We start from the raw sequence: 14,561 nt of genomic DNA on the forward strand, positions 1-14,561 counted from the left end.
TACACCCTACTCTTTCGAGTAAGGCGAAGTACCCGCTCCCCTATTCGTATCTTAAAGCATCAATCGGACGCAGCTTCGATGCCTTTCGCGCCGGATAAACTCCAAACAACACACCAACTCCCATGCAGCACAGAAAAGAGTACAATACCGGCTCCATCGAATACACAATCGGCATATGGACGAATTTTTCCAGCAGCTTTGCGCCCCCAAGACCCACCATTACGCCAACCAGTCCGCCCATCAGACTAAGAAAAACAGCCTCAGCCACAAACTGCAGCATAATATCACTGCGCTGCGCACCAATCGCTTTGCGAATCCCGATCTCCCTCGTACGTTCCGTGACGGACACCAGCATAATATTCATAATGCCAACACCGCCAACGCCAAGCGCAATTGCAGCTACACCGGCCAGCAGCATATTCATAATCCGATCAACCCCGGACACTGTTTTTAAGATTTCCGTCTGGGTCATGATCTGAAAATCATCGCCCTCTGATGGCTTCAGCTCATGCCTGACACGCAGCACCTGTCGGATTTCAGCACTTGCCTGATCAATCTTTTCCTCCGTTGTTGCAGAGGCATTCACCTGCTGAATGCTCATATTACCCAGCCGTTCCATCCCCGTTGTAATCGGTACATATACCTGCTGCCCGCTGTTACTCATATTGGAATTGGAATTTGTCAGCACACCGACCACCTTAAAAGGAAGCTGCTTGATCATGATCGTCTCACCGACCGCCCTGGAGGCATCCGGGCCAAAAATATTACGGGCCGCATCACTCCCAAGCACGGCCACATTCATACGTTTATCCACTTCATAGTGGGTAAACGACCTGCCCTGAGCGAGCGACAGCTTTCTCACATGAACGAATGCCAGCGAAGTCCCCTCAATTTGCCCGCTGACCTTATTGCGACTCCACGTAATATCCGCACTGGTCATAGCGCTTGGTGCTACCTCTGCTACTGCTTTTTGCTGCTCTAGCGCACCGATATCCTCCAGAGATATTCCTTTCGTCTGACTGAACGACATGGAGCTGGACCCATCATATGGGGCATAAGGATAGATCATCAGCAGATTATTTCCCATACTGTTGATCTGCGATGTAATCGTTGCCGTAGAGCCTTTTCCGATAGCTACAATGGTGATCACAGCGGCCACTCCGATAATAATGCCCACCATGGTCAGTAAGGACCGCAGCATATTAGTTCGCAAACTGTTGAGCGATACCCGGATAATTTCCCGAAATTTCATACCTTCACTTCCTCTGCCGCCATTCTTCGTTTCCCAACAGGCTGATCCTCTTCAATCCGCCCATCACGAAAATGAATTAGACGCTTGGCGTATTCCGCAACCTCCTGATCATGAGTAACAAGTACAACCGTCTTCCCCTGATCGTTCAGACGCTGAAAAATCCCCATAATTTCAACACTTGTTTTGGAGTCCAATGCGCCTGTCGGTTCATCCGCCAAAAGAATAACCGGATTGTTTACAAGTGCGCGCGCAATGGATACCCGTTGCTGCTGACCACCTGACAATTCGTTCGGCCTATTGTTCATTCGATCGCCTAGACCTACGCTAGTGAGGGCCTCCATCGCCCGCAAACGACGCTCCTTGGCAGGAATACCCGCATAGATCATAGGCAGTTCCACATTCTCCAAAGCCGTTGCTCGCGGGAGCAAATGAAATTTTTGAAATACAAATCCGATTTTTTGATTACGTATAATAGCCAGTTCATCCTCACGGGCATCCAATATCGAATAACCGTCCAAATAAAATTGTCCCGATGTAGGCAAATCCAGACAGCCGATGACATTCATCATCGTGGACTTGCCTGATCCAGACGGTCCCATGATCGCAACAAAATCACCGTCAGCAATATCAAGTTGCACCTCACGCAGGGCATGAATTTCCTGATCTCCGACCTGATACACTTTTTTCAAATCCTCAATCTGAATGACGTATCTCATACCCGTTTAAAAGCCTCCCTGCATGCCGCCCATAGCGGAAGGGTCCGGCGGAGGTTCAGGAGCAGGCACAATAAGAGTGTCACCCTCCTTCACACCTGACTTGAGCTCGACTCGATCTGGCGTGTAAAATCCGAGTTCTACGGGCTTGAATGTGCGCGCCCCTGGACTTGCAGAGTTATTAGAGGAAACATACACGCCGTCCTGTCCCCCTTCGGATCTCAGCGCAGTCGCAGGTACGAACAGTACATTTTTGTGTACTCCCAAAATAACGGCCACATTCATAATCATGCCCGTTTTGAGCTTGCCTTTAGGGTCATGAACAGACAGTTCCATCAGATACGTCGTCATCCCTTCATCCGTAGAGGCTTCCGGTGAGACGAATTGTACCTTCCCCGGAAACGATTCGCCCGGATATGCATTGGTGGATAACACTGCTGAAAGTCCTTTTTTCACCTTGACAATGTCGGTCTGATTAACCTTCACAACCACCTTAAGATCGTTGGAATCCGAGTTATTCATGACAATAAATGGAGCCGTCGGACTGGTTCCGACATCCCCGTTCACCTTTAAGATAACTCCGTCCCACGGTGCCGTGACCTGAAGCTTGTTCAGTTCATTTTTTTTCTGCTCCAGCTCAGTCGCCAGTCTTCGAACCTCTATCCGTGAGGCTTGAATATTGGAAGCATCGGCTGGAACCTGAATCTTGCGAAGCTCAGCCATAGCCGTACGGTAGCCGATTTCAGCCTCTGCGATGGCGTGACGCTTTTGCGACATGATTTTGCGGAACTGTAGATCCAGACCATCATAGTCCGTCTGTGCTTTATCCAGCGCCTGCTCTGCCTGCTCCAAGTCACTGTTGGGCACCGCCCCGGCATCATGTAAAAACTTTTGATCATCATATGCCTTCTGCGCCTGCTCCAACTGCTTTTGGGAAGCCTTCTTCTGACTTTCGGCTTCTTCCAGCTCAAATGATTCCTGCGCCGTATCGACCGCCATTTTAGCACGAAGTACGCTTGTCTTTTGAATTTCGATATCTTCGGCCTTTGGCCCCTTTTCCAATTCGGCTAGCTTGGCCTTGGATATTTCCAAATTATCGGACGCACTCTGAATTTGCATTTTAATTTCAGAACTGTCCAGAAGCGCCAGAACCTGCCCTTTTTTCACCTTGTCTCCGGCCTTCACGTTTACTGCTGCCAGCTTATTTTCGCCTGCGCTTGTGAAATTCAGCTTCACTTCCTTGGAAGCCTGCACAGTACCGGACGTATCCAGCTTCTCGCTCACATCCCCGCGCTCCACTTTAAGCGTCTCGTCCTGAACCAACGGTGCGGCCTGCTCTTTGGGCAGATTCAGGTATACTGCCGCTCCGCCTCCGCCTACAACCAGTAGAACAATTGCAGTCCAGATCCACTTTTTTCTCCGTTTTTTCCGTAACTTTATTAAAGCATCATTTAAAACTGTTTCTGCCAATGCCGTTTCCTCCCTATGTGCTCCAAGGCTTGTTCAACGTGTACTCATTCTGATCCAACTCAATCGCCAGCTCTTCCATTTGCCGTTCAATCTGGTTCACCTTCAACTGATTATTTTTCAGTTCCAGCTCGATAATTAGACCTCTGGCCCACTTTTTGCGTGATAACTCCAGTCCCTCTTTTGCCGTACGCAAGCTTTCTTCCAGTTGTACGTATTTCTTTTGGTTTTCCTTAACCGTGGCATACAAATTGCGGAGAGATTCGGCAAAATCCTTTTGACCCTTGTCGAGCTCCTCTTTGGCCGTATCCACATCCATTTTGGCTAGATCATAAGCACCTGCACCACTGTTAAAATCGAAATATCTCACATTGAGTTCCGAAGTCTTGATGCTGTCCTCCAGCTTCCACAAATTCGGATTCATGCCCATCAGCTGTTGTATATGTATTTCGATATCCAGCTTCTTCGGTTCCTTGTACACGGGCCGATCAACCAATTCATAAGCTGTTCCATTAGGCTGTCCCATGAGGAAGTTCAGAGCATCCCTAGATTTTTGCAACGCAATCTTCCCCTGCTCTACTGTTTGCTGAGCCTGGCTTCTGGCCTGTGTACTCTCGTTTTTCGCATACTCAGACAACTTGCCGCGCGCAAATTTGGCGAGTGCAATCTTTTCCTCCGCTTGAGCAATTTCAAGCGCTTCCAGATCATTTTTCACCTGATTCTCTGCTACAAACACACTTTGATAGCTTTTCATCACATTAAAATAAATCTGGTCTTTGGCGAACTGCGCCTGCTTTTTGCTGGCTAGATAGGATAACGTCGAGGAACTGTAATTTCTCCAGGACGTTTCATCATCAACATACTCATCGTCTATAAAATCGACAGGTGAATTGCCCAGATCCTTTTCTGCATTTTTCAGTTCCATTCTACGACGCTCTACGTCCCGCTCGGCGGTACGTGTATTGTAACTGTTTGTTTGTGCCCATTCCGCGGCCTGCTTGAGCGTCAATGTAGGCAAAACCTGACCTGTTACAGATGATGTTTTCGATGTAGCCGCAGCAGTTGAAGTAACTGACGTACTTGCTGCTGTACTTCCTGATGAACTGTCAGCCTGTACAGTGGAGACCAAGCCTGATGATAAGGACAACACAAGCAGCACGGCAGCCGCTTTTTGCTTCATAGATGAATCTCTCCCCTTTCGGTGCATTCTTCGAATCATTTCAATCCTTTTCGACATAAATTTCCACTATCTATTCGCAATCTAATTGTACTTTCAGGTTTATGTTGGTACAAGGTTTCAAAACAATACATTTTTGTAACCTTTACTTCCAGATTACTCGTTGTAAACTACTTTTCGTTCAATTAGATATAGATTTAACCTGTTTTTACCTGGACTTTACCTAATTTTCAGCTAATTTTAAGGAAACCAACAGCATCTATTAAGGTTTGGAACATATACTAGAGAAAGAATAACAGCCGCTCACTGGGAGGGTTAATAGATGATAAAAGAAACTCGCATGACAACCACTAACGAACCGTCTGATTTGTGGATGACCCGCTTTTTACGTGAATCAGAACAAAAAAAGAAACAACTAATCCGGGAAGCCCGGAAAAATAACGATATACCGCTGATGAACAGTATTTCTTTTTACCTTGCTCAACGGGATCAGCAGCATCTTATCGGATAAAATGACAAGTGAATCTTATGCTATAAATTACAGATTACTTCTAGTTATCTGCTTAGATTGCTAGATTAAAAAGATCCGGGACAAATCGACAATTGATTTGTCCCGGATCTTTTGTGATAATCAAATCTAAAACCGCCATAACTTATTTATCGCCTATTCCTCCATCTCCGCCTGCGGATCATAAAGATATTTATCCAGTGGGATACGCCCGCTTCCATTAAAACGTATGCCTTCCTCCTCCAAATACAGACGCTGCAGGGATGCGGACTCATCCTCCTGCAAAGCAATCTCCCCCAATCGGTTGACTACTCTATGCCAAGGGAGCCGGTGTTTTTGGCTCAGTGTATGCAAAATTCGCACCACCTGCCTGGCACCTCTTGGGCTTCCGGCCTCTGCCGCAATTTGACCGTAAGTCATTACTTTTCCCTCAGGGATCAGCAATATAATTTGAAGCACACGGGCAGTGAAAGGCTGCATGTTCTAATTCCTCCGTATTACTATTGCTTTTTCTATTATTATAGCACCCTGAACAGAAGCCAAAAACCCCTGCTCCTACAAATGTAAGAAACAGGGGAAAAACCAACTTTTAAATTCAGAATCCGCTCAGACCCTGTCTTTTTAAATCCTGCGCTACCAATCGCGCCAGTTCCCTTGCACCCGCATAGTTCGGATGAAGCGCGTCACCGTTCATATACAAGGCCAGCGTAGCCTCCTTGCCAATAGAAGTGAAATAAGCTGAGCTAAGAACATTCAGATCGACCAAAGGCGTTTGTTCCTCTTGAGCCAGCGCCAAAATAGCGCTTCTATACCATCTTTTTTCTGCGTTGTGTACATTGTTGGCATTAAAGTCAGTGGCTCGACCTTGCGGTGTTGACAGGATGACTGTCGCCCCCTTAGCCTTAACCTGCCGGATCATATCCCGCATCCAGTCCTTAAACTCCGCTTCGCTTTCATTATGCTTTGGATTGGTGTCATTAATGCCCAATTGGAGAATAAAATAATCCCCCGGCTTGATATATTGGACGATGGCCTCCAACTGACCGTCCTGATGGAAACCTCTAGCGATCTGACCTCCTGACGCCATGTTGCGAATTTGAAAAGTATTCGTGTTCACAAACTCTGGCAGCAGTTGACCCCATCCCGCCTGCACGCTGCTATCTAGCGGATAATAGTTACATACAGTAGAATCCCCACCGATATAAATCGTTCGATTCGTAACCGGATTGCTAGACAATTGCCTGATTTCCAATGCACTGAGTGTAAAGACCGCACCCTCTTTGCCTTCTGTAACCAGCAGATTTAGCTGTCCGTCTGTCACTGGAATTTGAAAGCGATCCTTGGCTCCATTTCCTGTCATATTAATGACCTGAAACACGCCTTCGGCCGCAATACTCGAACGGGAGGTATCTCCTAAAGTAACCGACACCTCATACAATCCGGGAGGAAGATCTACGTCAAACGTATTCTCGCTTTTCGTACCTGTAGCCAGAAACTGTACCGCATCACTAGCCACTCCAGCCCCCGATGCATTGACATTGCGCATATTCCCAGGGGTACGAAAGCCATAGCCACGTGCTGAGTCGTAGGACTGCGAAGCGTCCACTCCGGTATAGCCCGCTTCGACCGTACCTCCCCCAAAATCAAATTTGTAGTCGCCAGTGGATGCATACGCCGGGGTAGCTATGCCCAAACCCGGTGCACCACATAAAAAAGCAGTTAAAAGCATACCGGTCAATCCTTTTTTCCACTTCATTCTTCATTCCTCCTTCAAATTTTAGATTGCACAAAAAAGGATTTTTCAAACTTAATTGTAAGCGCATACAAAAAAAATCACCACATAGATACAGGGTTGTACCTATTTAATTCCTATGCAGAAGAAGAGTAGCTTATTCATTAAGCTGTAACTTGTACTTGTCAGTCTGCATAGTGGGCTTGATCCACTATATGTATATACTCAAAAAAAGCTTCGCAGATACAACTGCGAAGCTTCCTGAATCAAAATTTCGTTAATTCAAAATTACTGCATTAATCCGCAACCAGAATACCGTCAAAGCTCTCTGGGCCTACTCGTACTGTACCCAGTAGGTTCGAAGAAACAAAAGCGGTGTACACCAGTTGTGGCGTAATCGGCGGATCGAAATCATCTGCGGAGAACGTGATGACCTGCGGAGCCGTTATACTTAAGCTGAACGTAGACGTTGCCGAATAAACGAGAGGATCGGTTGGCAAGGTACCTCTTACAATGGTGATCGTAATTCCGACTAAAGCAAGCGGAAGTTGAACTGATATAGTTCCTTTAAGCAGAACCCGTGCCGTACCTGTAGCTCCCAGTGTGTTTAATCCGATCTGCCCGAACAATTGAGGCGTATTTAAAACGGTGATCGGAATGGCAATAGAGTTTGCAAATGAGGCATTTTGAGATGTTCTTCCATCAATAAATGTTCCCATGGTTTTTCCCCCTCTCTCTACCAGATACTATTAGACTATGAAAAAGTTTGTTTTGTGCTTGGACTGAATAACTTGTAAAACACACAACTTTGGATGAATAGGCGAATGCGCAGCCCTTTCTCTGGCCCTGTGAATACACTAAACCAACACTGGGAAAGGAGGGATGTCATGTCTAATAAGTTTAGAGCCATTTTAAGGGGGGCTAATGAAGTGCCTCCTGTCAGAACAAATGCGACAGGAACCGCCGAATTTCGTTACCGTCAAGCTAGCCAACAATTAAGCTTCGAACTGACTGTGCGCAATATTTCACGGGTAACCGATGCGCACATTCATCTGGGACGAAGAGGTGAAAACGGACCTGTTGTTGCTACACTGTTTGGCCCTTCGAAGTTTGGGATAACCGTTAGAAGAGGCGTCGTTACTGGCGTGCTACGTGCGTCTGATCTTACCGGTCCGCTCAGAGGCAGAACCATTAATGATTTGGTATGCCAAATTAGAGAGGGCAACGCCTACGTCAATGTCCACACGATCCGTCATCCGAACGGTGTCATTCGTGGACAAATCAGACGCGCACCTATCAAACGTTGCAAATAACGAATGAACATGAGTATTAAAAAGAACTTCCAAGCTGCTCATTTTGAGCCCTATGGAAGTTCTTTTTCTTAATTCTTAACAAAAGTTAAGAAGTTCATAAGCATTTCTTATGCCGTTCCCTTTCAGGTTGTTAAGAACTTTATCTTTTAATAGAAAGAGTTCAACAAGATACAGTTCACTCCTGAAAGGAAATGAAGCTTAGCCACGCTTGCGGAAAGCTTTGCTCTGAAGCTGGCCACAGGCAAAGCGTATACGCATTTGTATTATATTTTTATCATGATGCAATTCTATCTTGCATTTCCATTCGTACTGTGGCTGTTCCAGCGTTATCGGCATATTCCACAATGGTCTATTGTCATTGGGCTGTTGGTACAGTGGTCATTTGTAATTGGCAACAAATTTTTATTTCAGATTCAAAATAAAGGCAGCTGGGCGCTGCTCTCGGTTACTACTACCCGCAGCTGAGAACGTGGTTTCTGATGCGTAAGAAGGAACGAAGTTTTGCCGGAGTGCTGACATGGATCGTAATTTGGGCTATATGGCTGATTTCAGCCACTATTCGTGTCTATATGTGGTACGAAAATAGAATGTATGGAACTTCGTACAATTCGCTAGTTTTTGAACTTATGTATAATATGTACAGCCTGTCTAGCACGCTGGTATTACTACAGATCTCCTTTCTAATGTATAGACGACAACATTCCTTTGTCACTCGCAAGCTGGAATGTCTGGGCTCACTGTCCTTTGGTGTGTATCTGATTCATCCGTTCTTCCTGCTCCTCTATCGGCAGTTTTCACCGCACATCGGTTCGCCGCAGCTTATTCATGTGTGGTACGACGGAGGTTTTTTCTGTGCACTTCTTTGCTCCTGGATTGTCGTGTCTATCATCGCCCGTTTCCTGCCATTTGCATGGATCTTGTTCGGTCAACTACCGGAAATAGGAAAAAGGCAATTCAAGCAAAAAGATCCTATTTCATCACCCGAAACAGTACTAACCAAAGGCTAATAACACCAAACTGTCAGCCTGAGATAAGGGTTCCATAGTCTCCATCTATAAAAAGGTATATAATACGCCCATATTGTATACTGCTGGAAAGAACAGAAAGGGAGCACAACCATGCATAACGGAACTATTTTATTAGTAGATGATGAACCTGAAATTATTAAGCTCATGCAAATTTATTTGGAAAATGAGGGATATCGTCTGCTCATGGCACGGGACGGACTGGAAGCGCTGGAGCAGGTCAGTCGGGAAACGATAGATATGATGGTGCTTGATGTGATGATGCCCAATATGGACGGGGTTGAAGCCTGTATGAAGATCAGGGAAACCGAGCATTTTCCGATCATTATGTTGTCTGCGAAGGGACAAGATATGGACAAAATTACAGGGCTCAGCGTTGGGGCAGATGATTATGTCACAAAGCCGTTCAGTCCGCTGGAGCTGGTGGCACGCATCAAATCGCAGCTGCGCAGAGTACGGAAATATACCCACTCGTCCCCTGTATTGGAGCATGAAATGATCCTGGATGAACTCTCCATTAACTCTGCTACGCATGAAGTCACTCTCGCCGGAGAGTCCATTAAGCTGACCCCGCGCGAATTTGCCATTGTCGAGCTTTTGGCCCGTAATCGCGGTCAAGTGCTGAGCATGGAACAGATCTATGAAAAAGTGTGGAAGGAGCAATATCTGGAATCCAACAACACGCTGATGGTTCATGTGCGTAAAATTCGCGAGAAAATCGAGGCTGATCCGAGAAAACCCAAATACCTGAAAACGATATGGGGCATCGGCTACAAAATGGAAAAATTCGATTAATGGAGGATTCACGTCTTGAAGGCAAAACGATACGATACGTTGGGATGGAAACTAGTAGCCCTTAGCCTTGCCGCTTTCACTTTAACCGGACTGATTTTGATGGTGTTTTATTATGGAGCGTCTTTGCTGTTATGGCTGAACCCTTCCCGTTCATTTTTTGGCACTCGTCTGATCCGCTGGACCGTGAATCACATTGGTTCCCCACTGATCATGCTGGTTGCAGGGCTGCCTTTATATCTCTATTTCTTTTTCCTTTTTACCAAAAATACAATTGGCTATCTACGCGAAATTACAACTGGGATGCAGGAGTTTGCGGACGGAGACCTTTCCTACACGATTCCTGTTTCTTCAGCAGATGAGCTGGGTACCTTGGCGAAAAATATGAACACCATGGCGGACAAGCTCCGTCTCTCGCTGGAAGAAGAACGGGCTTCCGCCAAAGCCAAAAACGACCTGATCACCGGCGTATCCCACGATCTTCGTACCCCGCTAACATCCGTGATCGGTTTTCTGGAATATATTGAAACCGACCGCTACCGGGACGAAATCGAGCTGCGCTATTATGTGAACATTGCTTATGAAAAGTCGCTGACGCTTAAAAAGCTGATTGACGAGCTATTTGAATACACACGTGTGAGCGGTGGCAGCTTGCCACTGGAGCTGGAGCCTGTAGACCTCAGCAAATTGCTCACTCAGCTTGCTGAGGAATTTGTGCCCTCGCTGGAACAGGCGGACATGTCCTACCGTGTCCGAATCATCGAGCCTGTTCGGATTTTGGCCGATACGGACGAGCTGGTGCGCCTGTATGAAAATTTGTTTTCCAACGCTATTCGATACGGAAAAGACGGCAAACGCCTCGATATCACCATAGGACGCGAAGACGACGAAGCAGTGGTAATCTGCACCAACTACGGCACCCCAATTCCTGCGGAAGATGTCCCGCACTTGTTTGAACGGTTTTACCGGGTGGACAAATCACGTTCCAAGGAAACCGGAGGCACCGGACTGGGCCTTGCGATTACAAAAAGTATTACCGAGCTGCACGGTGGCCGCATTTCGGTTAGGAGCAATCGCAGACAAACGGATTTTGAAACCCGTTTTCCGCTCTATCATGCTCGTTAGGCGGTGTACAAACTAACCAATGTACAGCGTTCATATCCAATTCGCCCCCTTCCATTCTACTCCTGCACATAAACAAACGAACCAGCCATTAGATCGTATCTTTGGCCGGTTCGTTCCTACTTTTATGGAATTAAGGATTATATTCCTTTATTTTTGCGTTTCAAACAACACTTCCCCATTGGATTCAATAATCTTTTGGTACCAGTAGAAGCTGTTGGCAGTGGTCGATTTTGAAGCCGACGAAAGTCAGGTAGCCGACGCCATGGGGCTGACCAATATTACGAATCCGTTGCAGCGAATCGGACTGGAAATGTTCCGTACGTTGTATCGACAGTTGAACGGCCAGCCTTTGGAGCCTGCCTCCCTTGCTTTTGAATTAAAGGTCCGCCAGTCTACCTGCTAACTCCACCTATAAACTAACCAATCAACAACGTAAAGACGATGCCGGGTCCATGTACGCCGATCGTCAAATCATTTTCAATATCCGATGAGCGGCTGGGTCCAGTAATAAAATGAATGCCTGCGGGCAATTGCTCTCGCCCGGCTTCGTCAAAACGGCCTAAAATCTCACCGAGTCGTGTTCGCAATCGCTCCACCGGCAGAAGAATAATCAGCACGGTCGGCAATAGGCTGACCGCACGGCCTTTCTCCGGCGAGGATAGCACCGCCACCGAGCCGGTGTAGGCGGCGGCCTCATCGGCCATGACGATGCCGATATCCGCCTCGGCGACGCGGGCCTTCCAGTCTTCGGCTGGATCGGTGTTCCACACCGACAGTCGGACTTTCGGCAGCGCTGTCTCCAACTGGAGCGCATCCAGGTCCGGCTCATTCTGCCGGACGATATAGGCCGCTCCCAGCTCTCGCGCTTTGAGCGCGATCCAGTCTGCGGTCTGCTCCAAATCCGGCAGTCGCACGACATGCCCGCCAACACTTGTAAAGTTGGCGGTGAACTCCTCGATGCGCCGCTCCGCGCTCCATTCGAATTCGTGCCAAAATGTAGGTGCCCCGCGAAACGGCTGAACTGGCGGCTCCGTTTGTCGTGGACGCTTGAGCCGCGTCGCGATGCCGTCCATAAAGCGTACCTGCTTGGCACGGGATTCAACTTCCATTTGATGAAGCCACGCTTCATGGGCCGCTTTTGCTTGCGCAGAAGGATTACTCTGTTCACTCATGCTGCGTCCCTCCTTTACTTCTATCTGCCAAAATCTTCTCCATTCGGCTGAGAACATCCGGCTGCATCACGTTGCGTTCCTGCTCCAGCTTATGCTCCAGCGTGTTCCATTGCTGACGGAAGGATTTTTTCGCCAGAGAGGGGGCTACCCGGTACGTATTCCATCCCTTTAGGGGGCCCAGCTTTAGGGTGATTTCGCCCTTACGGACGACCGCTTTCTGTGCAATCTGCCCTAGCCGAATCGCCGCTGCGAATCGCTTCGAGCTGGAAACCACGGTCGCAAAACCTTTCATTCCTGCCGTTTCCAGCTTATCTCCTTGTCCCGCCTCCACCTTGCGTCTACGCAAATATACCAGCATATCATGCAGCGGTATTTTGACTGGACAGGCTTCATAACACGCACCGCACAGACTGGACGCACTTGCAATATCGTTCCACTCTTCGATGTTGCCATGAAGGGCAGGCGTAAGCACTGCACCGATAGGGCCACTATATGTCCCACCATACGCGTGCCCGCCAATGTGTCGGTACACCGGACAGGCATTCAGGCAAGCCCCGCAGCGAATGCAATTCAACAGCTCTTGAAACTCGGGATTGCCTAGCTGTAGTGAACGTCCGTTATCTACGATGATGATGTGCATTTCGTCAGGCCCATCGGCATCCTGGCTGCGCCGGGGGCCTGAAATACCAGACATGTACATGGTCAGCTTCTGTCCGGTAGCAGATCGTGGCAGTAATGTAGCCATCACCTCCAAATCCGTCCAGGATGGAATAATCCGTTCCATGCCCATCAACGTAATTTGCGTTTTGGGCAAAGTGGATACCATTCGTGCGTTGCCTTCATTTTCAAACAGGACCATGGAGCCTGTCTCGGCGATGGCAAAATTACACCCGGTCATGCCAATATCCGCTTCCAGAAACTTTTCGCGTAGCTTTTTGCGGACAAAGCCCGCCAAAATCGTCGTATCTGCGGACAGCTCCTCCCCTGCTTCTTTGGATAACAGTTCAGCAATCTGATAGCGGTTTTTGTGAATGGCCGGAATGACGATATGGGACGGGGCCTCTCCTGCTAGTTGAATAATATATTCACCGAGGTCACTTTCAATCGTCTCGATATCCGCACCCTCCAGCGCCTGATTCAAATGCAACTCCTCCGACACCATCGACTTGGATTTGACGACGGAGCGGGCCTGGCTATGCGCAGCAATATCCAATGTAATACGTACGGCATCGGCTGCTGTATCGGCAAAATGGATATGCACCCCGTTGGCACGGGCATTTTCTACAAATAGATTTAAGTAATAGTCCAGATGAGCAATGGTATGCAGACGAATTTGACGGCCCCGTTCACGCCATTCCTCCCAATTTCCGTGCTGCTCTGAAGCCACCCGCTTGCCGTTGCGCAGCCGCTCCGTAGTGAAACGAACTGCATTCCGCAGAAAATCATCATTGAGGGCCAGCTCTGCGCGTTTTTTGACCTTTTGGTTCATGGAATGTGAGTGTACGGTGGTCATGCGTGCTTCACCCCTTCGTACAGCAGCTCAGCCAAATGCATAACACGAACTGGCTCTTGACGATACCGAAGATTTCCGGCAATGTTCATCAAGCAGGCCATATCCAGTCCGACCAATACCTCGGCTTCCGTCTCCCTGATATGATCCACTTTTTCAGTCACCATCGCTCCCGAAATATCCGGCATTTTCACCGCGAAAGTCCCGCCAAAGCCACAGCAGTCCTCAGCAAAGGGAAGTGGTACTAATTGCAGCCCCTTTACACTGCCAAGCAGCTTCATCGGTTCCTCCTTCACGCCGAGCAAACGTGTGCCATGGCAAGACGGGTGGTAGGTTACCGTATGCGGAAAAGACGCGCCCACATCGGTCACGCCAAGCACCTGCACCATAAATTGCGTAAACTCATACGTCTTTTGCTCCAGCCTCCGTGCGGAGTCCAGCCATTCGGGCTCATCCTTAAACAACTCCGGGTAATGATGAATCATATATGTGCAGGAACCGGAGGGGGATACGACAAAATCGCTGTCGTTAAACGCTTTCAAAATCGTTTTGGCCGCAACTCTCGTTTCATCCCAATAGCCGCTGTTATAGGACGGCTGTCCGCAGCATGTCTGCACCTTCGGAAAATCCAGCTGAACACCATATCTGGCAAGCAAGCGCGCCATCGCTTCCCCCACTCTGGGATAAATCGCATCACTTAGGCAGGTAATAAATAAAGATACCTTCATACGGAACACCCCTCCCGTCCATGGAATAGCTATTACTTTATAACTGA

At 47.9% G+C, this 14,561-nt stretch carries 17 protein-coding genes; 7 read left to right on the top strand and 10 right to left on the bottom strand.

From position 1 onward, the window contains the following. Nucleotides 1–40 precede the first annotated feature (40 nt). From AC6EJC_RS16900 to AC6EJC_RS16915, 4 genes are read right to left on the bottom strand one after another with little or no spacing between them, the layout of a single operon-like run. Nucleotides 41–1,252, bottom strand: coding sequence for an ABC transporter permease (locus AC6EJC_RS16900; protein ID WP_444954962.1), 1,212 nt, complete (start codon nt 1,250–1,252; stop codon nt 41–43). Next, nucleotides 1,249–1,968 (bottom strand): ABC transporter ATP-binding protein, encoded by a 720-nt coding sequence (locus AC6EJC_RS16905; RefSeq protein ID WP_444954963.1) that lies wholly within the window; start codon nt 1,966–1,968, stop codon nt 1,249–1,251. The genes AC6EJC_RS16900 and AC6EJC_RS16905 overlap by 4 nt, the downstream gene beginning before the upstream one ends. Nucleotides 1,969–1,974: 6 nt before the next feature. After that, on the bottom strand, nt 1,975–3,435 hold the full coding sequence (locus AC6EJC_RS16910) for an efflux RND transporter periplasmic adaptor subunit (RefSeq protein ID WP_444954964.1): 1,461 nt from the start codon (nt 3,433–3,435) through the stop codon (nt 1,975–1,977). A gap of 13 nt (nt 3,436–3,448) precedes the next feature. Continuing rightward, nucleotides 3,449–4,612 carry a TolC family protein gene (locus AC6EJC_RS16915; RefSeq protein ID WP_444954965.1) on the bottom strand — a complete coding sequence of 388 codons (1,164 nt, stop codon included), beginning with the start codon at nt 4,610–4,612 and terminating at the stop codon, nt 3,449–3,451. Between the two features lie 319 nt (nt 4,613–4,931). On the opposite strand from AC6EJC_RS16915, the gene AC6EJC_RS16920 reads away from it, so the two are divergent. After that, nucleotides 4,932–5,120, top strand: a complete 189-nt coding sequence (locus AC6EJC_RS16920; RefSeq protein WP_103047046.1) for a hypothetical protein — start codon at nt 4,932–4,934, stop codon at nt 5,118–5,120. 153 nt (nt 5,121–5,273) lie between these two features. On the opposite strand, the gene AC6EJC_RS16925 is transcribed toward AC6EJC_RS16920, so the two are convergent. From AC6EJC_RS16925 to AC6EJC_RS16935, 3 genes are all read right to left on the bottom strand, one after another. Beyond that, nucleotides 5,274–5,597, bottom strand: a complete 324-nt coding sequence (locus AC6EJC_RS16925; RefSeq protein WP_444954966.1) for an MGMT family protein — start codon at nt 5,595–5,597, stop codon at nt 5,274–5,276. A 115-nt stretch (nt 5,598–5,712) separates the two neighbouring features. Next, nucleotides 5,713–6,873, bottom strand: a complete 1,161-nt coding sequence (locus AC6EJC_RS16930; RefSeq protein ID WP_444954967.1) for a rhamnogalacturonan acetylesterase — start codon at nt 6,871–6,873, stop codon at nt 5,713–5,715. 272 nt (nt 6,874–7,145) lie between these two features. Further along, on the bottom strand, nt 7,146–7,568 hold the full coding sequence (locus AC6EJC_RS16935; RefSeq protein WP_444954968.1) for a hypothetical protein: 423 nt from the start codon (nt 7,566–7,568) through the stop codon (nt 7,146–7,148). A 168-nt stretch (nt 7,569–7,736) separates the two neighbouring features. Here AC6EJC_RS16935 and AC6EJC_RS16940 point away from each other — a divergent pair, with 168 nt between their 5' ends. The 6 genes from AC6EJC_RS16940 (at nt 7,737) to AC6EJC_RS16965 (ending at nt 11,507) form a co-directional block, all read left to right on the top strand. Then, nucleotides 7,737–8,162, top strand: a complete 426-nt coding sequence (locus tag AC6EJC_RS16940; protein WP_444954969.1) for a CHRD domain-containing protein — start codon at nt 7,737–7,739, stop codon at nt 8,160–8,162. Between the two features lie 258 nt (nt 8,163–8,420). Beyond that, a complete protein-coding gene (locus AC6EJC_RS16945) occupies nt 8,421–8,627 on the top strand; it encodes a hypothetical protein (RefSeq protein WP_444954970.1) in 207 nt (68 codons plus the stop codon). Between the two features lie 14 nt (nt 8,628–8,641). Continuing rightward, a complete protein-coding gene (locus AC6EJC_RS16950) occupies nt 8,642–9,169 on the top strand; it encodes an acyltransferase family protein (RefSeq protein ID WP_444954971.1) in 528 nt (175 codons plus the stop codon). A gap of 111 nt (nt 9,170–9,280) precedes the next feature. Further along, nucleotides 9,281–9,982, top strand: coding sequence for a response regulator transcription factor (locus AC6EJC_RS16955; protein WP_444954972.1), 702 nt, complete (start codon nt 9,281–9,283; stop codon nt 9,980–9,982). Between the two features lie 15 nt (nt 9,983–9,997). Next, nucleotides 9,998–11,104: a sensor histidine kinase gene (locus AC6EJC_RS16960; RefSeq protein ID WP_444954973.1), complete on the top strand. Its 1,107-nt coding sequence runs from the start codon at nt 9,998–10,000 to the stop codon at nt 11,102–11,104. 220 nt (nt 11,105–11,324) lie between these two features. Beyond that, nucleotides 11,325–11,507 (top strand): hypothetical protein, encoded by a 183-nt coding sequence (locus tag AC6EJC_RS16965; protein WP_444954974.1) that lies wholly within the window; start codon nt 11,325–11,327, stop codon nt 11,505–11,507. Nucleotides 11,508–11,520: 13 nt separating this feature from the next. Here AC6EJC_RS16965 and AC6EJC_RS16970 read toward each other — a convergent pair whose 3' ends face one another. Genes AC6EJC_RS16970 through AC6EJC_RS16980 form a run of 3 tightly spaced genes read right to left on the bottom strand, consistent with a single transcriptional unit; the run spans nt 11,521 to nt 14,514 of the window. Then, complete coding sequence (locus tag AC6EJC_RS16970; RefSeq protein WP_444954975.1) at nt 11,521–12,276, bottom strand: LutC/YkgG family protein; 756 nt, start codon at nt 12,274–12,276, stop codon at nt 11,521–11,523. Continuing rightward, nucleotides 12,269–13,789, bottom strand: coding sequence for a LutB/LldF family L-lactate oxidation iron-sulfur protein (locus AC6EJC_RS16975; protein ID WP_444954976.1), 1,521 nt, complete (start codon nt 13,787–13,789; stop codon nt 12,269–12,271). Before AC6EJC_RS16975 ends, AC6EJC_RS16970 begins: the two co-directional genes overlap by 8 nt. Further along, nucleotides 13,786–14,514, bottom strand: coding sequence for a (Fe-S)-binding protein (locus AC6EJC_RS16980; RefSeq protein ID WP_444954977.1), 729 nt, complete (start codon nt 14,512–14,514; stop codon nt 13,786–13,788). Before AC6EJC_RS16980 ends, AC6EJC_RS16975 begins: the two co-directional genes overlap by 4 nt. Nucleotides 14,515–14,561 lie beyond the last annotated feature (47 nt).

It is taken from the genome of Paenibacillus sp. TY11, from assembly GCF_059772165.1.

Bases quoted from the DNA above. Each gene is read 5' to 3' on its own strand.
- AC6EJC_RS16900 (WP_444954962.1), bottom strand. From the start codon at position 1,252: ATGAAATTTCGGGAAATTATCCGGGTATCGCTCAACAGTTTGCGAACT.
- AC6EJC_RS16905 (WP_444954963.1), bottom strand. From the start codon at position 1,968: ATGAGATACGTCATTCAGATTGAGGATTTGAAAAAAGTGTATCAGGTC.
- AC6EJC_RS16915 (WP_444954965.1), bottom strand. From the start codon at position 4,612: ATGAAGCAAAAAGCGGCTGCCGTGCTGCTTGTGTTGTCCTTATCATCA.
- AC6EJC_RS16920 (WP_103047046.1), top strand. From the start codon at position 4,932: ATGATAAAAGAAACTCGCATGACAACCACTAACGAACCGTCTGATTTG.
- AC6EJC_RS16925 (WP_444954966.1), bottom strand. From the start codon at position 5,597: ATGCAGCCTTTCACTGCCCGTGTGCTTCAAATTATATTGCTGATCCCT.
- AC6EJC_RS16930 (WP_444954967.1), bottom strand. From the start codon at position 6,873: ATGAAGTGGAAAAAAGGATTGACCGGTATGCTTTTAACTGCTTTTTTA.
- AC6EJC_RS16935 (WP_444954968.1), bottom strand. From the start codon at position 7,568: ATGGGAACATTTATTGATGGAAGAACATCTCAAAATGCCTCATTTGCA.
- AC6EJC_RS16940 (WP_444954969.1), top strand. From the start codon at position 7,737: ATGTCTAATAAGTTTAGAGCCATTTTAAGGGGGGCTAATGAAGTGCCT.
- AC6EJC_RS16950 (WP_444954971.1), top strand. From the start codon at position 8,642: ATGCGTAAGAAGGAACGAAGTTTTGCCGGAGTGCTGACATGGATCGTA.
- AC6EJC_RS16955 (WP_444954972.1), top strand. From the start codon at position 9,281: ATGCATAACGGAACTATTTTATTAGTAGATGATGAACCTGAAATTATT.
- AC6EJC_RS16970 (WP_444954975.1), bottom strand. From the start codon at position 12,276: ATGAGTGAACAGAGTAATCCTTCTGCGCAAGCAAAAGCGGCCCATGAA.
- AC6EJC_RS16975 (WP_444954976.1), bottom strand. From the start codon at position 13,789: ATGACCACCGTACACTCACATTCCATGAACCAAAAGGTCAAAAAACGC.
- AC6EJC_RS16980 (WP_444954977.1), bottom strand. From the start codon at position 14,514: ATGAAGGTATCTTTATTTATTACCTGCCTAAGTGATGCGATTTATCCC.